The 15523-nt window shown below is 46.5% G+C and carries 19 protein-coding genes; 11 read left to right on the plus strand and 8 right to left on the minus strand.

Annotation, left to right across the window (positions count from 1 at the left end; genetic code table 11):
* Positions 1 to 126: 126 nt before the first annotated feature.
* From BZ167_RS11855 to BZ167_RS11885, 7 genes are all read left to right on the plus strand, one after another.
* On the plus strand, positions 127 to 1257 hold the full coding sequence (locus BZ167_RS11855) for a response regulator aspartate phosphatase (protein ID WP_061860948.1): 1131 nt from the start codon (positions 127 to 129) through the stop codon (positions 1255 to 1257).
* A 120-nt stretch (positions 1258 to 1377) separates the two neighbouring features.
* Positions 1378 to 1857 carry a hypothetical protein gene (locus BZ167_RS11860; protein WP_061860947.1) on the plus strand — a complete coding sequence of 160 codons (480 nt, stop codon included), beginning with the start codon at positions 1378 to 1380 and terminating at the stop codon, positions 1855 to 1857.
* Positions 1858 to 1930: 73 nt separating this feature from the next.
* Positions 1931 to 2119, plus strand: a complete 189-nt coding sequence (locus tag BZ167_RS11865) for a CsbD family protein (RefSeq protein WP_015418407.1) — start codon at positions 1931 to 1933, stop codon at positions 2117 to 2119.
* A 353-nt stretch (positions 2120 to 2472) separates the two neighbouring features.
* Positions 2473 to 2790: an urease subunit gamma gene (ureA, locus tag BZ167_RS11870; protein ID WP_007407581.1), complete on the plus strand. Its 318-nt coding sequence runs from the start codon at positions 2473 to 2475 to the stop codon at positions 2788 to 2790.
* The gene (ureB, locus tag BZ167_RS11875; protein WP_012118652.1) at positions 2787 to 3161 is read left to right on the plus strand and encodes an urease subunit beta; all 375 of its coding nucleotides are present in this window, start codon (positions 2787 to 2789) and stop codon (positions 3159 to 3161) included. The genes ureA and ureB overlap by 4 nt, the downstream gene beginning before the upstream one ends.
* Entirely contained in the window at positions 3158 to 4867 is a 1710-nt protein-coding gene (gene ureC / locus BZ167_RS11880) for an urease subunit alpha (protein ID WP_031379249.1), read from the plus strand. The genes ureB and ureC overlap by 4 nt, the downstream gene beginning before the upstream one ends.
* A gap of 140 nt (positions 4868 to 5007) precedes the next feature.
* Positions 5008 to 5412, plus strand: coding sequence for an Rrf2 family transcriptional regulator (locus tag BZ167_RS11885; protein ID WP_003151203.1), 405 nt, complete (start codon positions 5008 to 5010; stop codon positions 5410 to 5412).
* 330 nt (positions 5413 to 5742) lie between these two features.
* Here BZ167_RS11885 and xynA read toward each other — a convergent pair whose 3' ends face one another.
* From xynA to cls, 3 genes are all read right to left on the minus strand, one after another.
* The gene (xynA, locus tag BZ167_RS11895; RefSeq protein ID WP_007407578.1) at positions 5743 to 6384 is read right to left on the minus strand and encodes an endo-1,4-beta-xylanase XynA; all 642 of its coding nucleotides are present in this window, start codon (positions 6382 to 6384) and stop codon (positions 5743 to 5745) included.
* 475 nt (positions 6385 to 6859) lie between these two features.
* Positions 6860 to 7246, minus strand: coding sequence for a DUF5362 family protein (locus tag BZ167_RS11905; protein WP_015418405.1), 387 nt, complete (start codon positions 7244 to 7246; stop codon positions 6860 to 6862).
* Between the two features lie 135 nt (positions 7247 to 7381).
* Positions 7382 to 8830, minus strand: coding sequence for a cardiolipin synthase (cls, locus tag BZ167_RS11910; protein WP_007407575.1), 1449 nt, complete (start codon positions 8828 to 8830; stop codon positions 7382 to 7384).
* 220 nt (positions 8831 to 9050) lie between these two features.
* On the opposite strand from cls, the gene BZ167_RS11915 reads away from it, so the two are divergent.
* Positions 9051 to 9488, plus strand: a complete 438-nt coding sequence (locus BZ167_RS11915; RefSeq protein ID WP_007614328.1) for a DUF5392 family protein — start codon at positions 9051 to 9053, stop codon at positions 9486 to 9488.
* A 31-nt stretch (positions 9489 to 9519) separates the two neighbouring features.
* On the opposite strand, the gene BZ167_RS11920 is transcribed toward BZ167_RS11915, so the two are convergent.
* Together BZ167_RS11920 and BZ167_RS11925 are read right to left on the minus strand one after the other, a co-directional pair.
* Complete coding sequence (locus tag BZ167_RS11920) at positions 9520 to 9969, minus strand: DUF5362 family protein (protein ID WP_007407573.1); 450 nt, start codon at positions 9967 to 9969, stop codon at positions 9520 to 9522.
* Positions 9966 to 10457 (minus strand): GNAT family N-acetyltransferase, encoded by a 492-nt coding sequence (locus tag BZ167_RS11925; protein ID WP_089072492.1) that lies wholly within the window; start codon positions 10455 to 10457, stop codon positions 9966 to 9968. Before BZ167_RS11925 ends, BZ167_RS11920 begins: the two co-directional genes overlap by 4 nt.
* Before the next feature lie 138 nt (positions 10458 to 10595).
* Between BZ167_RS11925 and BZ167_RS11930 the strand changes: the two genes are divergently transcribed.
* Both BZ167_RS11930 and BZ167_RS11935 read left to right on the plus strand, forming a co-directional pair.
* Positions 10596 to 11465 (plus strand): stage II sporulation protein SpoIIQ, encoded by an 870-nt coding sequence (locus tag BZ167_RS11930; RefSeq protein WP_007407571.1) that lies wholly within the window; start codon positions 10596 to 10598, stop codon positions 11463 to 11465.
* Positions 11466 to 11556: 91 nt separating this feature from the next.
* Positions 11557 to 11979: a VanZ family protein gene (locus BZ167_RS11935; RefSeq protein ID WP_061890871.1), complete on the plus strand. Its 423-nt coding sequence runs from the start codon at positions 11557 to 11559 to the stop codon at positions 11977 to 11979.
* A 17-nt stretch (positions 11980 to 11996) separates the two neighbouring features.
* On the opposite strand, the gene BZ167_RS11940 is transcribed toward BZ167_RS11935, so the two are convergent.
* Positions 11997 to 12572, minus strand: a complete 576-nt coding sequence (locus BZ167_RS11940; protein ID WP_061860945.1) for an undecaprenyl-diphosphatase — start codon at positions 12570 to 12572, stop codon at positions 11997 to 11999.
* Between the two features lie 164 nt (positions 12573 to 12736).
* Between BZ167_RS11940 and ftsW the strand changes: the two genes are divergently transcribed.
* Positions 12737 to 13891, plus strand: a complete 1155-nt coding sequence (ftsW, locus tag BZ167_RS11945; protein ID WP_061890870.1) for a putative lipid II flippase FtsW — start codon at positions 12737 to 12739, stop codon at positions 13889 to 13891.
* A gap of 51 nt (positions 13892 to 13942) precedes the next feature.
* On the opposite strand, the gene BZ167_RS11950 is transcribed toward ftsW, so the two are convergent.
* Entirely contained in the window at positions 13943 to 14293 is a 351-nt protein-coding gene (locus tag BZ167_RS11950) for a P-II family nitrogen regulator (RefSeq protein WP_014419080.1), read from the minus strand.
* Positions 14294 to 14310: 17 nt separating this feature from the next.
* Positions 14311 to 15522, minus strand: coding sequence for an ammonium transporter (locus tag BZ167_RS11955; protein WP_003151223.1), 1212 nt, complete (start codon positions 15520 to 15522; stop codon positions 14311 to 14313).
* Position 15523: the final 1 nt, after the last annotated feature.

A 15523-nucleotide genomic window follows, 5' to 3' on the forward strand; every position in this document is an offset into this window, starting at 1 on the left:
AATACCGATGACAGCCGAAATATATGATAGGAATTTTGATGTAGGACAATCAAGTTATGCAATTCCAAAGCCATACAATATGTTAAAATATAACCAATAGAAATTAGAAAAGGTTGTGAAAGGGGCATGACCGCATACGAGATTCCGTCATCTCAAGTTGGAGTCAAGATCAACAAATGGTACAAGCACATTTTAGCGTTTCAAGCGGCTGATGCCATAAAGCTGAAAGAGGAAATTGATGAGGATATACAACGTATGGAGGAAGACCAGCTGCTGCTGTTATATTATCAGCTGATCAGCTACCGCCATCATATTATGCTTGATTACGTCAAGCCGGAATGCACCGAACAATCACAGATTCAGTACAGCGAGCTGCAAAAGACGATCGAAAGCACGGACAGCATATCGGGACTGTCTGAGTATTATTTCCATTTGTTCAGAGGGATGTATGAATTCGATCACAATAACTATGTTGCGGCTATTTCTTTTTACCGGAAAGCGGAAAAACTCCTTTCATTTGTCGAGGACGATATAGAGAGGGCGGAATTCCATTTCAAGATGTCTGAAGTGTTTTATGTCATGAAGCAGACTCATTTTTCCATGAATCACGGGATTCAAGCGCTGGATACGTATATGAAACACGATTTCTACAGAGTGCGGAGAATTCAATGCCATTTCGTCATCTCAGGAAACTACATCGACTGCAAAAACTACGACAAAGCGCTTGAGCATTTAGACGAAGCCCTCCGCCTTTCTTTGCTTGAAGGACAGCCCCGCCTGATCGGGTCTTCGCTTTACAATCTGGGGAATTGTTATGCTGAAAAGCGGGATCTGGATGAAGCGGCCCGGTACTTTAGAAAAGCGGTTCCCGTTTTTGAAGAGCATCAGCTTGAACAGCTTCCGAAGGCGCTGTTCAGCTTAACGCACACCCTTTTCAGGCTGCATGATGACCAAGCGGCCCTTACCTATTATGAAAGAGGGGTCATGATCGCGAAAGAACGGGGCGATCGATTCAGTTTAGAGAAGTATAAGTTTTTACAAGCGCTTTATTTGGAGTCACTCAATATGGATTTAATCCATGAAGTGTTTGACTATATGAATGAAAAATCGCTGTATGTGTATATTGAAGATTTCGCCTTGGAGGCCGCCGTTTACACAAGCGCACATGAGCAATATAAAGAAGCGGCGTATTTTTATGAAAAAGCGATTCGCATGAGAGAAAACATTCAAAAAGAACAGTGTTTATACGATATATAATTTTCTTAACCATCTGATCAGCAGATGGTTATTTCTTTATGCACATTATAACGTTTGATCATAGAAAAAAACGGAAAAATCGCAAAAGAGAGAAAAAAGCATATGCGAGGGGGGGATTTGTTGTTCGGATTTAATGATATGATAAAGTTTTTCGTATCTTTTCTCATCATTCTGCCGATGGTGTCTGTCATCCATGTGTCGGGGCACAGCTTTATGGCCATGCTGTTCGGAGGCAAGGCGTCATTGGATATCGGAATGGGGAAACGTCTTCTAAAAGTAGGGCCGATTCAGGTTCGGCGTATCTACTTCATAGATTCATTCTGCAAGTTCGGCGAATTGCGGATAGATAACCGTCTGACGAGCGCGCTCGTCTATTCCGGAGGCTGTCTGTTTAATCTCGCTTCTATCTTTTTAATAAATCTGCTGATCATGAAAGATGTCCTCGAGCCAAACTTATTTTTTTACCAATTTGTCTATTTTTCAACTTATTATGTTTTCTTTGCTCTTCTGCCGGTGCAATACGGTGATAATAAGCTGTCAGACGGATTGGCCGTTTACAAAGTGCTCCGCTACGGGGAACGCTATGAAATCAATAATTGAGAGTTGAAATGTTTGCTATCAGGCTGAAAGGGAAGAACACAAGTACACAACAACAAAAGGAGCTGAAGATATTATGAGTCAAGATAACGGTTTAAAAGACAAAGTAAAAGGCGGCATGAACAAAATGAAAGGGGAAGCAAAGGACAAAGCAGGCGACATGGCAGACAAGTCCGACTTAAAAGCGGAAGGTAAAAAAGACAAAGCGAAAGGCAGCCTGCAAAAGGGTGTCGGCAAAACGAAAGATAAACTCAGTGATGATTAATTTGATAGTGAAACACAGCAAAAGCCCAAAATATTTTGGGCTTTTTGTTATGAGAAATGACAAAAATTCCAGTTCATTTGGTTAATATTCACTAAATTTTTAAATATTCTATAAATTCCCCTGCGATTTCTTTATAATATTCACATAGAATGTAACCTTTCTTCACATTTGATTAAACGTTTGTTGAAGAAAAAAATGAGAAATCGGTAATTTCTGCAAAAGGAATCGGGCCGTTCACCGTCGAATAACTTTTATCACTTAACATTTCATGAGGTGAAGGGGGTGACGGCCGCCTGCATCGTTTCGGTATGACCATGCGGATTGTGTTTGACTATCACTAAGGGGGAATACAGATGAAACTGACACCGGTTGAACAAGAAAAATTGCTTATTTTTACGGCGGGAGAGCTCGCTAAGCAGCGGAAGGCGCGCGGCGTTCTGCTGAATTATCCCGAAGCCGCCGCATATTTGACCTGCTATCTGATGGAAGGCGCGAGAGACGGAAAAAGCGTTGCTGAGCTGATGGAATCCGGCCGCAATGTATTGACGGAAAAAGACGTTATGGAAGGCGTTCCGGAAATGCTGGACAGCATTCAGGTGGAAGCGACGTTCCCGGACGGGGTTAAGCTTGTCACCGTTCATCAGCCGATCAAAGCGGAGGTGAAGTCATGAAGCCGGGAGCGATTCAAGTCGCAAAGGGGATCATCACCATTAACGAAGGCCGGAAGACGCTGGAGGTGTCAGTCACCAATAACGGAACACGGTCAGTGCAGGTAGGATCGCATTTTCATTTTGCCGAAGCCAACGGCGCCCTTTCCTTCAATCGGGACAAAGCAATCGGCATGCGCCTTGATATCCCGTCAGGCACATCTGTCCGTTTTGAACCGGGAGAAGAGAAAACCGTCACGCTCGTGGAAATCGGAGGGCGAAAAACGGTCAGAGGTCTCAACGGCATGGCCGATACGTATATGGATGAGCGCGGAAAAGAGAAGACTCTGTCAAATCTTAAAAAAGCCGGATGGATGGAGGAGGCGATCCGATGAAAATGTCACGTGAGCAATACGCAGAACTGTTCGGACCGACAACGGGAGACAAAGTCAGACTCGGAGATACGGATTTATGGATTGAAGTCGAAAAAGATTTCACGAATTACGGGGAAGAAATGATTTTCGGCGGAGGGAAAACAATCCGGGACGGCATGGGGCAGAACGGGCGTATCACCGGGAAAGACGGAGCGCTTGATCTGGTCATTACAAACGCGGTTATCCTGGATTATACCGGAATCGTCAAGGCGGATATCGGGGTGAAGGACGGCCGGATTGTCGGCGTCGGAAAAAGCGGCAACCCTGATATTATGGATGGGGTGGACCCGCACATGATTATCGGTGCCGGAACAGAAGTTATTTCCGGCGAAGGGAAAATCGTAACGGCCGGCGGGGTGGATACGCATATCCACTTTATCTGCCCGCAGCAGATGGAAGTCGCGCTTTCTTCAGGCGTGACCACGCTTCTCGGCGGCGGAACGGGTCCTGCGACGGGAAGTAAAGCGACGACTTGTACATCCGGTGCATGGTACATGTCGAGAATGCTGGAAGCGGCCGAGGAGTTTCCGATCAACGTCGGTTTCTTAGGAAAAGGGAATGCATCCGATAAAGCGCCGCTGATCGAGCAGGTGGGAGCAGGCGCGATCGGCCTGAAGCTGCATGAAGATTGGGGATCAACGCCAAGCGCCATTAAAGCTTGCATGGAAGCAGCGGATGAGGCGGACATTCAGGTGGCGATCCATACAGACACGATAAATGAAGCGGGCTTTTTAGAAAATACGCTTGATGCGATCGGAGACCGGGTTATCCATACATATCACATAGAGGGAGCCGGCGGAGGCCACGCACCGGATATTATGAAACTCGCATCTTACGCCAATATCCTGCCGTCCTCTACAACGCCGACGATTCCGTATACCGTCAACACGATGGACGAGCATCTTGATATGATGATGGTCTGCCATCATTTAGATTCAAAAGTGCCTGAAGACGTGGCGTTCAGTCATTCACGCATCAGAGCGGCCACCATTGCGGCGGAGGATATTCTGCACGATATCGGCGCGATCAGCATGACGTCATCTGACTCGCAGGCGATGGGCAGGGTGGGAGAAGTGATTATCAGGACATGGCAGGTGGCCGATAAAATGAAAAAACAGCGCGGCGCTCTATCAGGAGAAAACGGCAATGACAATGTGCGCGCCAAACGCTATATCGCCAAATACACGATCAACCCGGCCGTCACTCACGGCCTGAGCCATGAAGTCGGTTCCGTTGAAAAAGGAAAGCTCGCCGACCTTGTACTATGGGACCCGGTTTTCTTCGGCGTCAAACCTGAACTTGTGCTCAAAGGCGGCATGATCGCCCGCGCCCAGATGGGAGATCCGAATGCTTCCATTCCGACGCCTGAGCCCGTGTTTATGCGGCAGATGTACGCATCATACGGTAAAGCAAACCGAAATACTTCTATTACATTTATGTCCCAGGCCGGTATCGCAAACGGTGTGCCGGAAAAGCTCGGCCTTGAAAAAATGATTTCTCCCGTACGGAATATCCGTAAGCTGAGTAAGCTCGACATGAAGCTGAATGACGCGATGCCGAATATACAAGTCGATCCGAAAACTTATCAGGTGTTCGCCGACGGAGAAGAGCTGGCATGCCAGCCCGTCAGCTATGTTCCGCTCGGACAGCGTTATTTCTTATTTTAATCCCTCTTCGGCCGGTTTCCCGCCGGCCTGTTTACCCTCTATTGCCAACTTGATTTCATCCTGCCGCCCGTTTTAGTGTATATTAGTAGTTGACAAACAAATGAAATGTAACTATTGCGGTTACAACGGTGGTGAAAAACATGATTAACAGCCGTCTTGCTGTGGCCATTCATATTCTATCGCTGATCTCAACGGATGAACGGGCGTCATCGGATATGATTGCGGGCAGCGTAAACACCAATCCCGTCGTCGTGCGGAGAACGATCAGCCAGCTGAAAAAAGCGGGTATTCTGACATCCCGAGCGGGTGTTCCGGGAGCCAGCCTGAAAAAAGATCCGTCGGAGATCACCCTCTTAGAGGTTTACAGGGCGGTGCAGAATAAGGAAGAGCTTTTTGCGGTTCACGACAATCCGAACCCCGACTGTCCGGTTGGAAAAAATATTCAGCGCGCGCTCGATGAGACGTTCGGAAGCGTACAGCGGGCAATGGAGAATGAACTTGCGAGCAAGTCCCTTTATGATGTAATGAATCATCTCTTTTGTTAAAAAGAGATGGGTTCATGCCGCTATAGGTGTAACAGAAATGGTTACAATGGATAATGAGGAAATCACGGTTTTGGCTCCATATTCAGACACGCCTGGATGCGGATTGCGATCTGTTTAATGAAGAAATCCTCCGGAACTAAAGGAGGCGGTTGCCGGGATATTTTTATTTTGCTTAAGACTTATGTGAAGGTGTCAGCTGTGAGCAAGTTAAACAAAAAATGATATCCTGCCTCCGGCAATGCCAAAACCGTTCGCCTCTTAACAATCATTATAAAATTTCTCTAGGAACGATCAGCAGCCCGTTAGCTGCCCCTAATTAAAGATGAGCTGTTACCACACTGTTACATTAGAACTTCCGCTGCTTTTATATCCTTCTGTCGCTAAGACTTGATAAGCCCAATTACTGCCCAGATTCATTCCATGGCTCTTCCATGCGTTAACATGATTGCTGAAAGTGATTGCAGCGTTGCTTCCGGTCGGTCTCTTCGACTGGCGAACACTCCAGTACTGCGTAAAAGTAGTGTTATCGCCATCAATGGAAGGTGCGTTATAACGTGTCGTTGTATATATGTCATATGTACCTCCATCACTCTTTACAGTACCTTTATACGTTCCGGTAGGTCTGTAAGTACCCCATGAATCCACTACATAATATTCGATGAGAGGTGCTCTCGTCCAGCCATATAAAGTCAAATATCCATTGCCATTCGGCGCCCAGACTCCGGCATTATAGTTTATTGTTCTAAATGGCGAGCCTGTAGTCCAGCCTTTACCAACAACGAAATTTCCGGTATTAGACCAATTAACACTGTAATTCCCGCCAGATCCATTGACAGCGTTGACTGTTCCGCCCCCATCAGTCCAATTTTGCCAGTAATCTGTGCCAGCTGCAGAGGCGGTTGCCGAAAACATGCTGATACTCATGAAAGCTGCCGTCAATCCAACTAAGAATTTCTTTTTAAACTTAAACATATGTTACCTCCTATACTATTTTTTCTGACTTTGACATGAGGAGCACTCGTAAATATTTAACGAACGCCAACGCTTTTGATCGTTCCTTTCAATATAATAGCATGAATACATGAGTGAATATTAAGAACAATTGTAATTTAATTACAAAGACCCAAAAAACTGTATGATAAGTGGTCTTGTTCCATCAGGGCTTTTATCCTTATTTTGCAGAATCACAATTCTTGCTTCTAAACCTGATCAGGAACAGTCGAACAATTGAGTGATTTCAATTGAAACTCTGAGGAAAAGCTTTTTTGATGTGATGGCGACACGTCTGGCTGAAGCCGGAATGTCTGAAAGAATATTTGCAGACAGCTGCATCAGCTGCGCCATTATGCCATCGTCGTATTGGAAAATCCAAAACAGAAAAACTTTCCCGTTATCGAAGAAGCGGAATAAGAAAAAATCCCGGGCGGATGCGCCGGGATTTTCCTTTTTAATATGTATTGGCATCAATATTATTAAACACGCCGTCCGCGATGCCGAGCGTCATGAGGACAATGAAGAGAACGATACCGAGAACGGACAAGCCGACCGTCACAATCAGGTAGATCCCCTGCATTTTCACGAACTTTGCATAATTCTCCAGCATATGTTCCTCTGTCAGTTCATTGAACTGCTCCGCCATCTGTCCCGCTTCATTTGCCGAGCGCATCAGAAAAATGCCGGCAATGATCTGCAGAACGCCGGGAATGGCTCCGATTAAAAAGAAAAACGCGCCCGACAGCGCCGCAAACGCACCCACGATAATAAATAAAATACCTGTCGCTTTTCCCCATTTCGAAATAGAAATAAGCGAACGATTCACTGATTCAGGTTTCAAACTATGGCACTCCTTTACAAAAAAATACTCACTTTTCATTTATACACTATTCGGTCATTCTTTTGAATATAAAATGTGTTTTTTCATGCCGTGTCCGTTTTTGTATCAGAAAATTCCCGAGAAACACCCCGGGAATTACAAAATCGGCGAAAGAAGTCTTGAAATCGATTCTTTAATGCGGATCCGCAGCGAACGCTCCTGATATTCTTCATACGTATATTTTCTGGAGACGAGCAGATCTTCTTTAAATGAGGAAATGAGTTTTTTCGCAATGGTGACGTCATAAATAAAGGCGTTGACTTCAAAATTAAGTCTGAAGCTTCTGACGTCGATATTCGCCGTACCGACTGAAGCCGTCTCATCATCGACGACAATCGTTTTTGCATGAATAAAGCCGTTATCGTAAATGTAGACTGAGGCTCCGGCTTTCAAAAGATCGCCGATGTAAGATAAAGTCGCCCAGTAAACGAAAGCGTGATCCGGCTTGTTCGGAATCATGATTTTGACGTCGATGCCTGACAGACAGGCGATCCTGAGGGCATCTAAAAGACTTGAGTCAGGAATAAAGTAAGGCGTCTGAATCAGGATTGACCGTTTGGCCGTTGAGATCATCTTGATATAGCCGTTTTTAATTTGTTCCCATTCTGAGTCCGGTCCGCTCGTGACAATCTGCATCCCGACATTGCCCTTCGGCTCGCATTCCGGAAAATGATTCGGAACGTATGTGAGCGTATGATGATGGGAGGCTTGGTTCCAATCGAGGATAAACCGTGTCTGAATGGCGTGTACCGCCGTGCCTTGAAGCCTGAGGTGCGTATCGCGCCAGTAGCCGAATTTCGGATTCAGGCCGAGATATTCATCTCCGACGTTAAAGCCGCCGACATAGCCGGTTTCGCCGTCAATGATGACGAGCTTGCGGTGATTCCGGTAATTGAGCCGCAAATTAATCGGACGAAGCCTGGAAGGAAAAAAGACTTCCACATGGCCGCCGGCGTCCCGCAGCGGTTTGAAGAATTTTTTTCTGAGTGATCTTGAACCGAGTTCATCATATAACACTCTGACTTTTACGCCTTCGCGTGCTTTTTTCACTAAGGCATCGCGCAATTTTTTTCCCAGTTCATCACCTTTATAAATATAGTATTGAAGGTGAATGTGATCTTTTGCGTTGGAAATGTCCTTCATTAAGCGTTTGAACTTATCGCGCCCGTCCGTCAAAATCTCCACCGAATTATCCTCTGTAAAGACTGCGTGGTTGTTCATGACAAGCATATAGATGAGGTCTTTATTATCCACAGTCGCCCTGTTGTTAAATTGGAATTGCCTCGACTTCAGATCCTTCAGCTGAGACTTCAGCAGCTTTTCAATCCCGATTTTTTTACGGTCTTCCCACTGAAACAGATGCTTGCGTCTCAGGTTATGGCCGAATAACAGGTATAAAATAAACCCTAAAATGGGAATAAAAAAAAGAACCAAGAGCCAAGCCCATGAAGCGCTGGCATCGCGTCTTTCTTTGAAAATCATGATGACGGCCAAAAGTATATTTAAAACGAAAAAAAATCCGAATAAAATAAATGAAATGCTCACTTTGCAACCCCGCTATATCATATTTATCAAGACTGTGCCCATTAGTATTCCGACAAGTGCAGCAATCTGATTCCCATTTCAAATTATAACATTGACATTTTGAAAGAATAAAGAGCCGGAATCAAAGATGAATGCAGTTTTCTTTCAAAGAAAGTTCCGGGTGCGGTAAAATATGCATATATGAAAAAGAAGACAAAAATGACAGCAAAGGGGAGAGGGCATGAAGCTGGAGCATGCGGAACAATTGCCGGGATTCATAAAAAAAGAAATTCAGAAAATACAAATCGCCATCGCGCCGCTGATGAAAAAAAGCATCATTTACCGTTTTCTTGCTTTCCCGCTCGCCGCTTTTAGTCTGTTTCATCTGGCATCGCTTTTGATTCAGGCCCCTTCCGGGAGAGGAGCTCTCGTATCGGCCGGCATTTTTGCCCTCCTTGCGGCTCTAGGTCTTGCGTTTTTTAAGGAAGCCGGCTATCAGCGGAAACAGGTGCAAAAAACGATCCGCCTTTATATGCTGAACAGAATCAGAAAAAGCGATATTCTGTCCGAGGAACGGAAAAGCGCCTATACCCGGCTGATTGCCGAGGAGCCGTCTGCGATGAAGAGCTTTATTGAATTTTTAACGGAAGAAGACCGGAAAAAAGAAATGCTTTATTAAAAAAGAGCTGACGCGCGATCAGCTCTTTTTGTCATTCAAACACCGGGTCGTTCTCATAGTAATATGAATCAGGCGTGTCATACGTATCAGTGCTGTGATAAGCGATAATTCCGATGACAGCGAAGATGACGACTAAAATAAAAGCGAGAATGCCCAATACCACACTGGATGCCGCGTAAAAAAACTGCATTTTGATAAATGACGCGTAATGTGCAAGCATATTTTCTTCCGCGTTTTCTTCTAGTCCTTCCTGAAGTGCGGCAGCCGCTTTTGCCGAGCGCATCAGCATGACGCCGGAAATGATGAGCAGGACCCCCGGAATGGCTCCGAGCAGCGTCACAATGGCTGAAAGAGCGGAAAGAGAGCCCGTGATGATCAGAAACACGGCGGTGATCTTTCCCCATTTGGCGATGTCGGCAAGGGAACGGGCTTTTTTATTGAGCGGCTGGTTTTCGTCTTTGTCTTTATCGATGGTGATCATGACAGTTCTCTCCCTAAAATGTTCAAGTCATATCGTTTTCCGTCCATTTCGGCGATACCCGGGAATACGCCCCATTCGGTAAAACCGAATTTTTCAAACAGCTTAATGCTCGGCACATTATGTCCGAAGATAAAAGCCATCAGGCTGCGGATGCCGATTGCCGGAGCGAGTGCCAGGGCTTCTTTCAGCAGAAAGCTTCCTGCTCCTTTGCCGCGGCAATCCTGATGCAGATAGATGCTGATCTCCGCCGTTTTGTCATAGGCCGGACGGCCGTAAAACGTTTCAAAGCTGATCCAGGCCGCCACTTTGCCGGTTTCATCTTCCGCGACCATCAGCGGGCGCCGGTCCGTGTGCCGCAAAAACCAATCCATCCGGTCTTCGGGCGTCACTTCTTCCGTATCAGCCGTTACCATTCGTGAGGCAATCGTCGAGTTGTATATGGCCACCACCGCATCTAAATCCTCCAATACGGCTTTGCGCAGGGTCAAATTCATATTCCGGGATCTCCCTTCACATTTTATTACATAATCAAGTGCAATCTGCACATACTATTTCCAAAAAAGTTTTTTATGGATGTGTATATATTTTCAGAAAAGTGTTCAGAATGTTGCTGAGGTGATGAACAAATGAGAGAGGAAGAAAAGAAAACTTCTCAAGTCAAAAAACTTCAGCGGTTTTTTCGCAAACGCTGGATATTCCCTGCAATCTACTTAGTCAGTGCGGCCGTCATTTTAACAGCTGTCCTTTGGTATCAATCCGTTTCGAATGATGTGAAGGACAATCTGACGAACAACGGCGGAAACTCTGCGTATGACAGCGGCAAAGACGATGCCGTCGAAGTAGGCAAGTCAATGGAAAACGTCGCAATGCCGGCTGCTCATTCTGAAAATGTTTCTGTTGTGAAAAAGTTTTATGAAACTGATGCCGCAAAAAAAGAGAAAGAAGCAGCACTTGTTAACTATAATAACACGTACAGCCTCAGTAAAGGAATTGACTTAGCTGAGAAAGACGGAAAATCATTTGATGTTTCTGCTTCTCTGAGCGGTACGGTTGTTAAAGCTGCTAAAGACCCGGTACTGGGATATGTGGTTGAAATTGAACACTCAGACGGCCTGTCTACTGTCTATCAGTCTTTATCTGAAGTCAGCGTGGATCAGGGCGACAAAGTAAAGCAGAACCAGGTCATCGGTAAATCCGGAAAAAACCTTTACAGTGAAGAAAGCGGAAATCACGTGCACTTTGAAATCCGCAAGGACGGCGTAGCGATGAACCCGCTCAATTTTATGGACAAGCCGGTAACATCTATTGAAAAAGCGGCGGCTGAAGAGAAAAACGCTGTGACAGAAGAAACGGAAGGGTCAATTCAGCAGTCTTCCGAGAAAAAAGATGTGACGCCTAAAAAAGAAACCGAAGAAAAACCAGGTGACAAAGAGGACGGCACAAAAGACAAGACAGATGGTAAAGATGACGGCTCAATGAAAGATTCGGGCAAGTAATCTTGATCCCAAAGCGCCTATCAGCTCAGATAGGCGCTTTTCATATTGCCGCATGTGCCTTTATACTAGTAGAAAACGAAGGAGATGCTGAATGAATAAATGTCTGGCGGCCGGGTGGCTCGTCTTTGTTTTCGTTTCGGCTTTGACTGAAAGCTTTCACGATATGGTTGTGTCGCAGACGGTGTCCTTCCGTTTCACGCCGCATCCGGATGTGTCCGGTTTCTTTGTGTTCGATATCGCGGAGCTCGCCATACCGGAAGCGGCGATTCAAAAGCTCGGGCACGCGTTTTCATTTTTTGTGCTCGCCTATTTGTTTTTCAGAGAGCGCAGGCGCATGAAGAGGGCGGTGCTGTATGCATTGGCCGCCGCTTTCCTGACAGAAATCGTCCAGCTCTTTTTCGGCAGAAACGGATGCCTCCGCGATGTGCTGATTGACAGTCTCGGCATTGCCGCATTCTGTGCTTTACAAAGGAAAAAGCATACAGCCAAACATACAAAAACCGGCAGTCTGTGACAGACGCCGGCTTTTTTTTATATATTATGGTTTGTCGATTTGTTTTTATGAACGATACTTTCATAGATTCGCACGATCAGATCGACAATCGGACGAAGCACATTTGAAAATCTGAACAGCAGGAATCCGACAATGAGGGAAACGATAATGCTTCCGAGCACATCGATCGGATAATGGTGGCCGACCCAAATTCTTGAGAAGCCGGTCAAAAGGCCGAAAATCACAAGCGGCCAGCCGAGTTTTTTGTTGCGGAACAGAATCGCAATTGAAATCGCCAAAGCGCCTGTCGTATGGTCACTCGGAAATGAAGCATCCGCGGCATGAGGGATCAGCGTATGAACCGTATGCTCGACAAAGGGGCGCGGCTCGATATAGACCTTCGTGATGAGGTAGTTGACGATAAGCGCCGCAACACCCGTGAAGCCCGCGTACAGGGCGTTTTGTCTGCCTTTTGTGCTTCCGAACAGCCACATGGCAAGCAGGAAAAGGGCGTAGGCGTAAATGGCGTATTCCGTAATAAATACCATGATAGAGTCGAGAATGGCACTATGGTGCGACAAACCATTGATCGCTTTAAATAGTTCGTAATTCACAAATATCACCTTTTATCTTTATTTTATATGAACAGTGTAATGCTTTTTTCTATGAGACACAATTGGTATTAAAAATAATCATAAAAAAGTAAACAGAATGAAACGTGACTGTATTACTGTGCGTCAAGTATGCGGGAAAAGAATAGCCGAAGGAGTTTTGTCCGTTGCTGAAACGTTTGAAAAACGCCGATCTGCCGCTTGTGTTTGTCATTATGCTGCTTTGCGGATTCGGCTTGTTAATGGTGTACAGCGCCAGTGATGTGATGGGGTCTCAGCGGTATGGAGATCCATCCTATTTCTTCCATAAACAAAGTACCTCTTTACTGATCGGATTATGCTTATTTCTATTTGCCGCCTGTCTGCCGTATAAGCGGTATGCGCGGCTTGTACCGCTGTTTGTGGTCGGTTCGCTGGTATTGCTGCTGCTCGTCTTGATACCGGGAATCGGGCTGGAGCGGAATTTTTCCCGCAGGTGGCTGGGAGCGGGCCCGCTTGTCATACAGCCGTCTGAATTGGCGAAGATCGCGATGATTTTGTATTTCGCTTCGATTTATACGAAAAAGCAGCCGTACATTCATCAATTTGTGAAAGGGGTTCTGCCGCCTTTAGTGATTTTGGGAACTGCTTTTCTGCTGACATTGGCGGAGCCTGATTTAGGGACGGCTTCCTTAATCCTGGCGGCGTGCGGGTCGATACTATTATGTGCCGGCTTGAAAAAGCGCCATCTGTTCGTGCTCGGCGCGACGGCGGTGTCGGGGGTTGTTTATCTCGCATTTTCCGCTTCCTATCGTGTGAAGCGCCTCGTTTCCTTTACCAATCCGTTTGGTGATGCGAACGGGGACGGCTATCAGCTGATTCAATCCTATTTTGCTATTTCCGGAGGCGGGTTTTTCGGAAGAGGGCTTGGAAACAGTGTTGAAAAAATGAACTATCTGCCTGAGGCGCATACCGATTTCATTATGGCCGTGATCAGCGAAGAGCTGGGGATATTCGGTGTTCTGATCGTTTTGGGATTATATTTTGCGTTAATGCTTCTCGGCGTAAAAACGGCCGTGCGGGCTGATGACCCGTTCGGGAAGCTTCTTGCCATCGGAATTACGTTTCAATTAATGTTTCAGGTTGTATTGAATTTGGGAGCGATGAGCGGACTTCTCCCGGTTACGGGTGTGCCGCTTCCGTTTATCAGCTACGGCGGTTCTTCATTGATTATGACGCTGTTTTTGTGCGGCATACTGGTCAATATCAGTACATATGCGAAAAAACAACCCGTACGGCATAAGCGGCCTGTCCCGCATGAAAAAAAGGTTTCTTCTTTTTAATGAAGCTGAAAAAACGCCCGGGACATTTCTGTCCCCGGGCGTTCTGCCTGTTTATAAAGCTTCTGGTCCTTCTTCTCCGGTGCGGATATTAATCGTGTTTCCGATTTCATAGACGAATATTTTGCCGTCTCCGGGCTCTCCCGTTTTCAGCACTTTTTTCGCCGTTTCCACGACTTGATCAACGGGAACCTTGCTGACAACGATTTCCACTTTCAGCCGTTCATACACATTGCTTTCAATTTTGACTCCGCGGTACAGTTCGGTGTGGGCTTTTTGAAGGCCGCAGCCGTGTACGTTGGAGAAGGTCAGCGATGTGACTCCGATTTTACCGAGTTCCTGTTTCAATGTTTCAAACTTAGCCGGACGCGTAACGATTTCTACCTTGAACATTTGACCGCTCATCTAAGCCGCTCCTCACTTTATAAGTCCTGATATGCTTTTTCCCCGTGCATCGTTAAATCAAGCCCAAGTGACTCTTCTTCTTCACTGGCGCGCAGGGGAATGAACAGACCTACAATTTTAATGATAACGAAAGTGACAATAAATACAAATACATAGGTTGCCGCAATGGCCGCAATCTGCTTCCAGAGCAGTCCAGGATCGCCGTAAAACAGCCCGTTTGCCCCGCCGTCATTGACGGAAGTGGTGGCGAATAAACCGGTCGCGATGCCGCCCCATGTGCCGCCGATCCCATGCAGGCCGAAAGCGTCAAGCGCATCATCATAACCGAAAGTCTTTTTGAGCCAGTAAACGCCCCAAAAGCAGACAAGCCCTCCGATGAAACCGATTACGATGGAAGAGAACGGCGTAACGAACCCGGCAGCCGGCGTAATGGCGACAAGCCCGGCGATTGCGCCTGATACAGCACCCAGCATGGTCGGTTTTTTATTCAGCATCCATTCGATTAAAATCCAGCCGATAATTCCGGCTGCAGCCGCGGTGTTTGTGTTAATGAAGGCAAACATCGCGATACTGTCAAGCGTGAGGGCGCTTCCGACATTGAAGCCGAACCATCCGAACCAGATGAGCGCTCCGCCCAAGAACGTGTAAATTAAGTTGTGAGGCGAAGCCGCCGTGCCGTCCTTGCGTTTCCCGAGCACAATCGCCAGCACAAGCCCGGCGACTCCGGAAGAAATGTGGACGACGTTTCCGCCTGCGAAGTCAAGAGCGCCCATTTGGCCGATCCAGCCGCCGCCCCATACCCAGTGCGCAACGGGCGTATATACGAGGGAAGCCCACAAAAAGGAAAATACAAGAAAAGCACTGAATCTCATGCGTTCAGCAAATGCTCCGGAAATAATGGCCGTCGTCAGTACGGCAAACGTCATTTGGAACATCATGAACAAGGAATGCGGGATCGTATCACTGTAACTTCCGGGTTCAAAGCCGACCCCCTTCAGCCCGGCCCATTCAATCCCGCCAAGCCATGTATTGCCGGGGGCAAAAGCAAGTGAATATCCGTACAAAACCCAAACGACGGATACGATGGCGAGAGAAGAAAAACTATGCATCGCCGTGCTGAGCACGTTTTTGCTTTTTACCATTCCGCCGTAAAACAAAGCCAGCCCGGGGGTCATCAGCCACACGAGTAAAGCGCAAAAGAACATAAATACTGTATCGCCCATCTGCATG

Origin of the sequence: Bacillus sp. 275 (assembly GCF_001999205.1) — a bacterium.
Lineage (GTDB): Bacteria > Bacillota > Bacilli > Bacillales > Bacillaceae > Bacillus > Bacillus velezensis.

Bases quoted from the DNA above. Each gene is read 5' to 3' on its own strand.
- BZ167_RS11915 (WP_007614328.1), top strand. From the start codon at position 9,051: ATGAAGCTGGAGCATGCGGAACAATTGCCGGGATTCATAAAAAAAGAA.
- BZ167_RS11950 (WP_014419080.1), bottom strand. From the start codon at position 14,293: ATGAGCGGTCAAATGTTCAAGGTAGAAATCGTTACGCGTCCGGCTAAG.
- BZ167_RS11865 (WP_015418407.1), top strand. From the start codon at position 1,931: ATGAGTCAAGATAACGGTTTAAAAGACAAAGTAAAAGGCGGCATGAAC.
- ureA (WP_007407581.1), top strand. From the start codon at position 2,473: ATGAAACTGACACCGGTTGAACAAGAAAAATTGCTTATTTTTACGGCG.
- ureB (WP_012118652.1), top strand. From the start codon at position 2,787: ATGAAGCCGGGAGCGATTCAAGTCGCAAAGGGGATCATCACCATTAAC.
- ureC (WP_031379249.1), top strand. From the start codon at position 3,158: ATGAAAATGTCACGTGAGCAATACGCAGAACTGTTCGGACCGACAACG.
- BZ167_RS11955 (WP_003151223.1), bottom strand. From the start codon at position 15,522: ATGCAGATGGGCGATACAGTATTTATGTTCTTTTGCGCTTTACTCGTG.
- BZ167_RS11885 (WP_003151203.1), top strand. From the start codon at position 5,008: ATGATTAACAGCCGTCTTGCTGTGGCCATTCATATTCTATCGCTGATC.
- BZ167_RS11935 (WP_061890871.1), top strand. From the start codon at position 11,557: ATGAATAAATGTCTGGCGGCCGGGTGGCTCGTCTTTGTTTTCGTTTCG.
- BZ167_RS11920 (WP_007407573.1), bottom strand. From the start codon at position 9,969: ATGATCACCATCGATAAAGACAAAGACGAAAACCAGCCGCTCAATAAA.
- BZ167_RS11930 (WP_007407571.1), top strand. From the start codon at position 10,596: ATGAGAGAGGAAGAAAAGAAAACTTCTCAAGTCAAAAAACTTCAGCGG.
- xynA (WP_007407578.1), bottom strand. From the start codon at position 6,384: ATGTTTAAGTTTAAAAAGAAATTCTTAGTTGGATTGACGGCAGCTTTC.
- BZ167_RS11855 (WP_061860948.1), top strand. From the start codon at position 127: ATGACCGCATACGAGATTCCGTCATCTCAAGTTGGAGTCAAGATCAAC.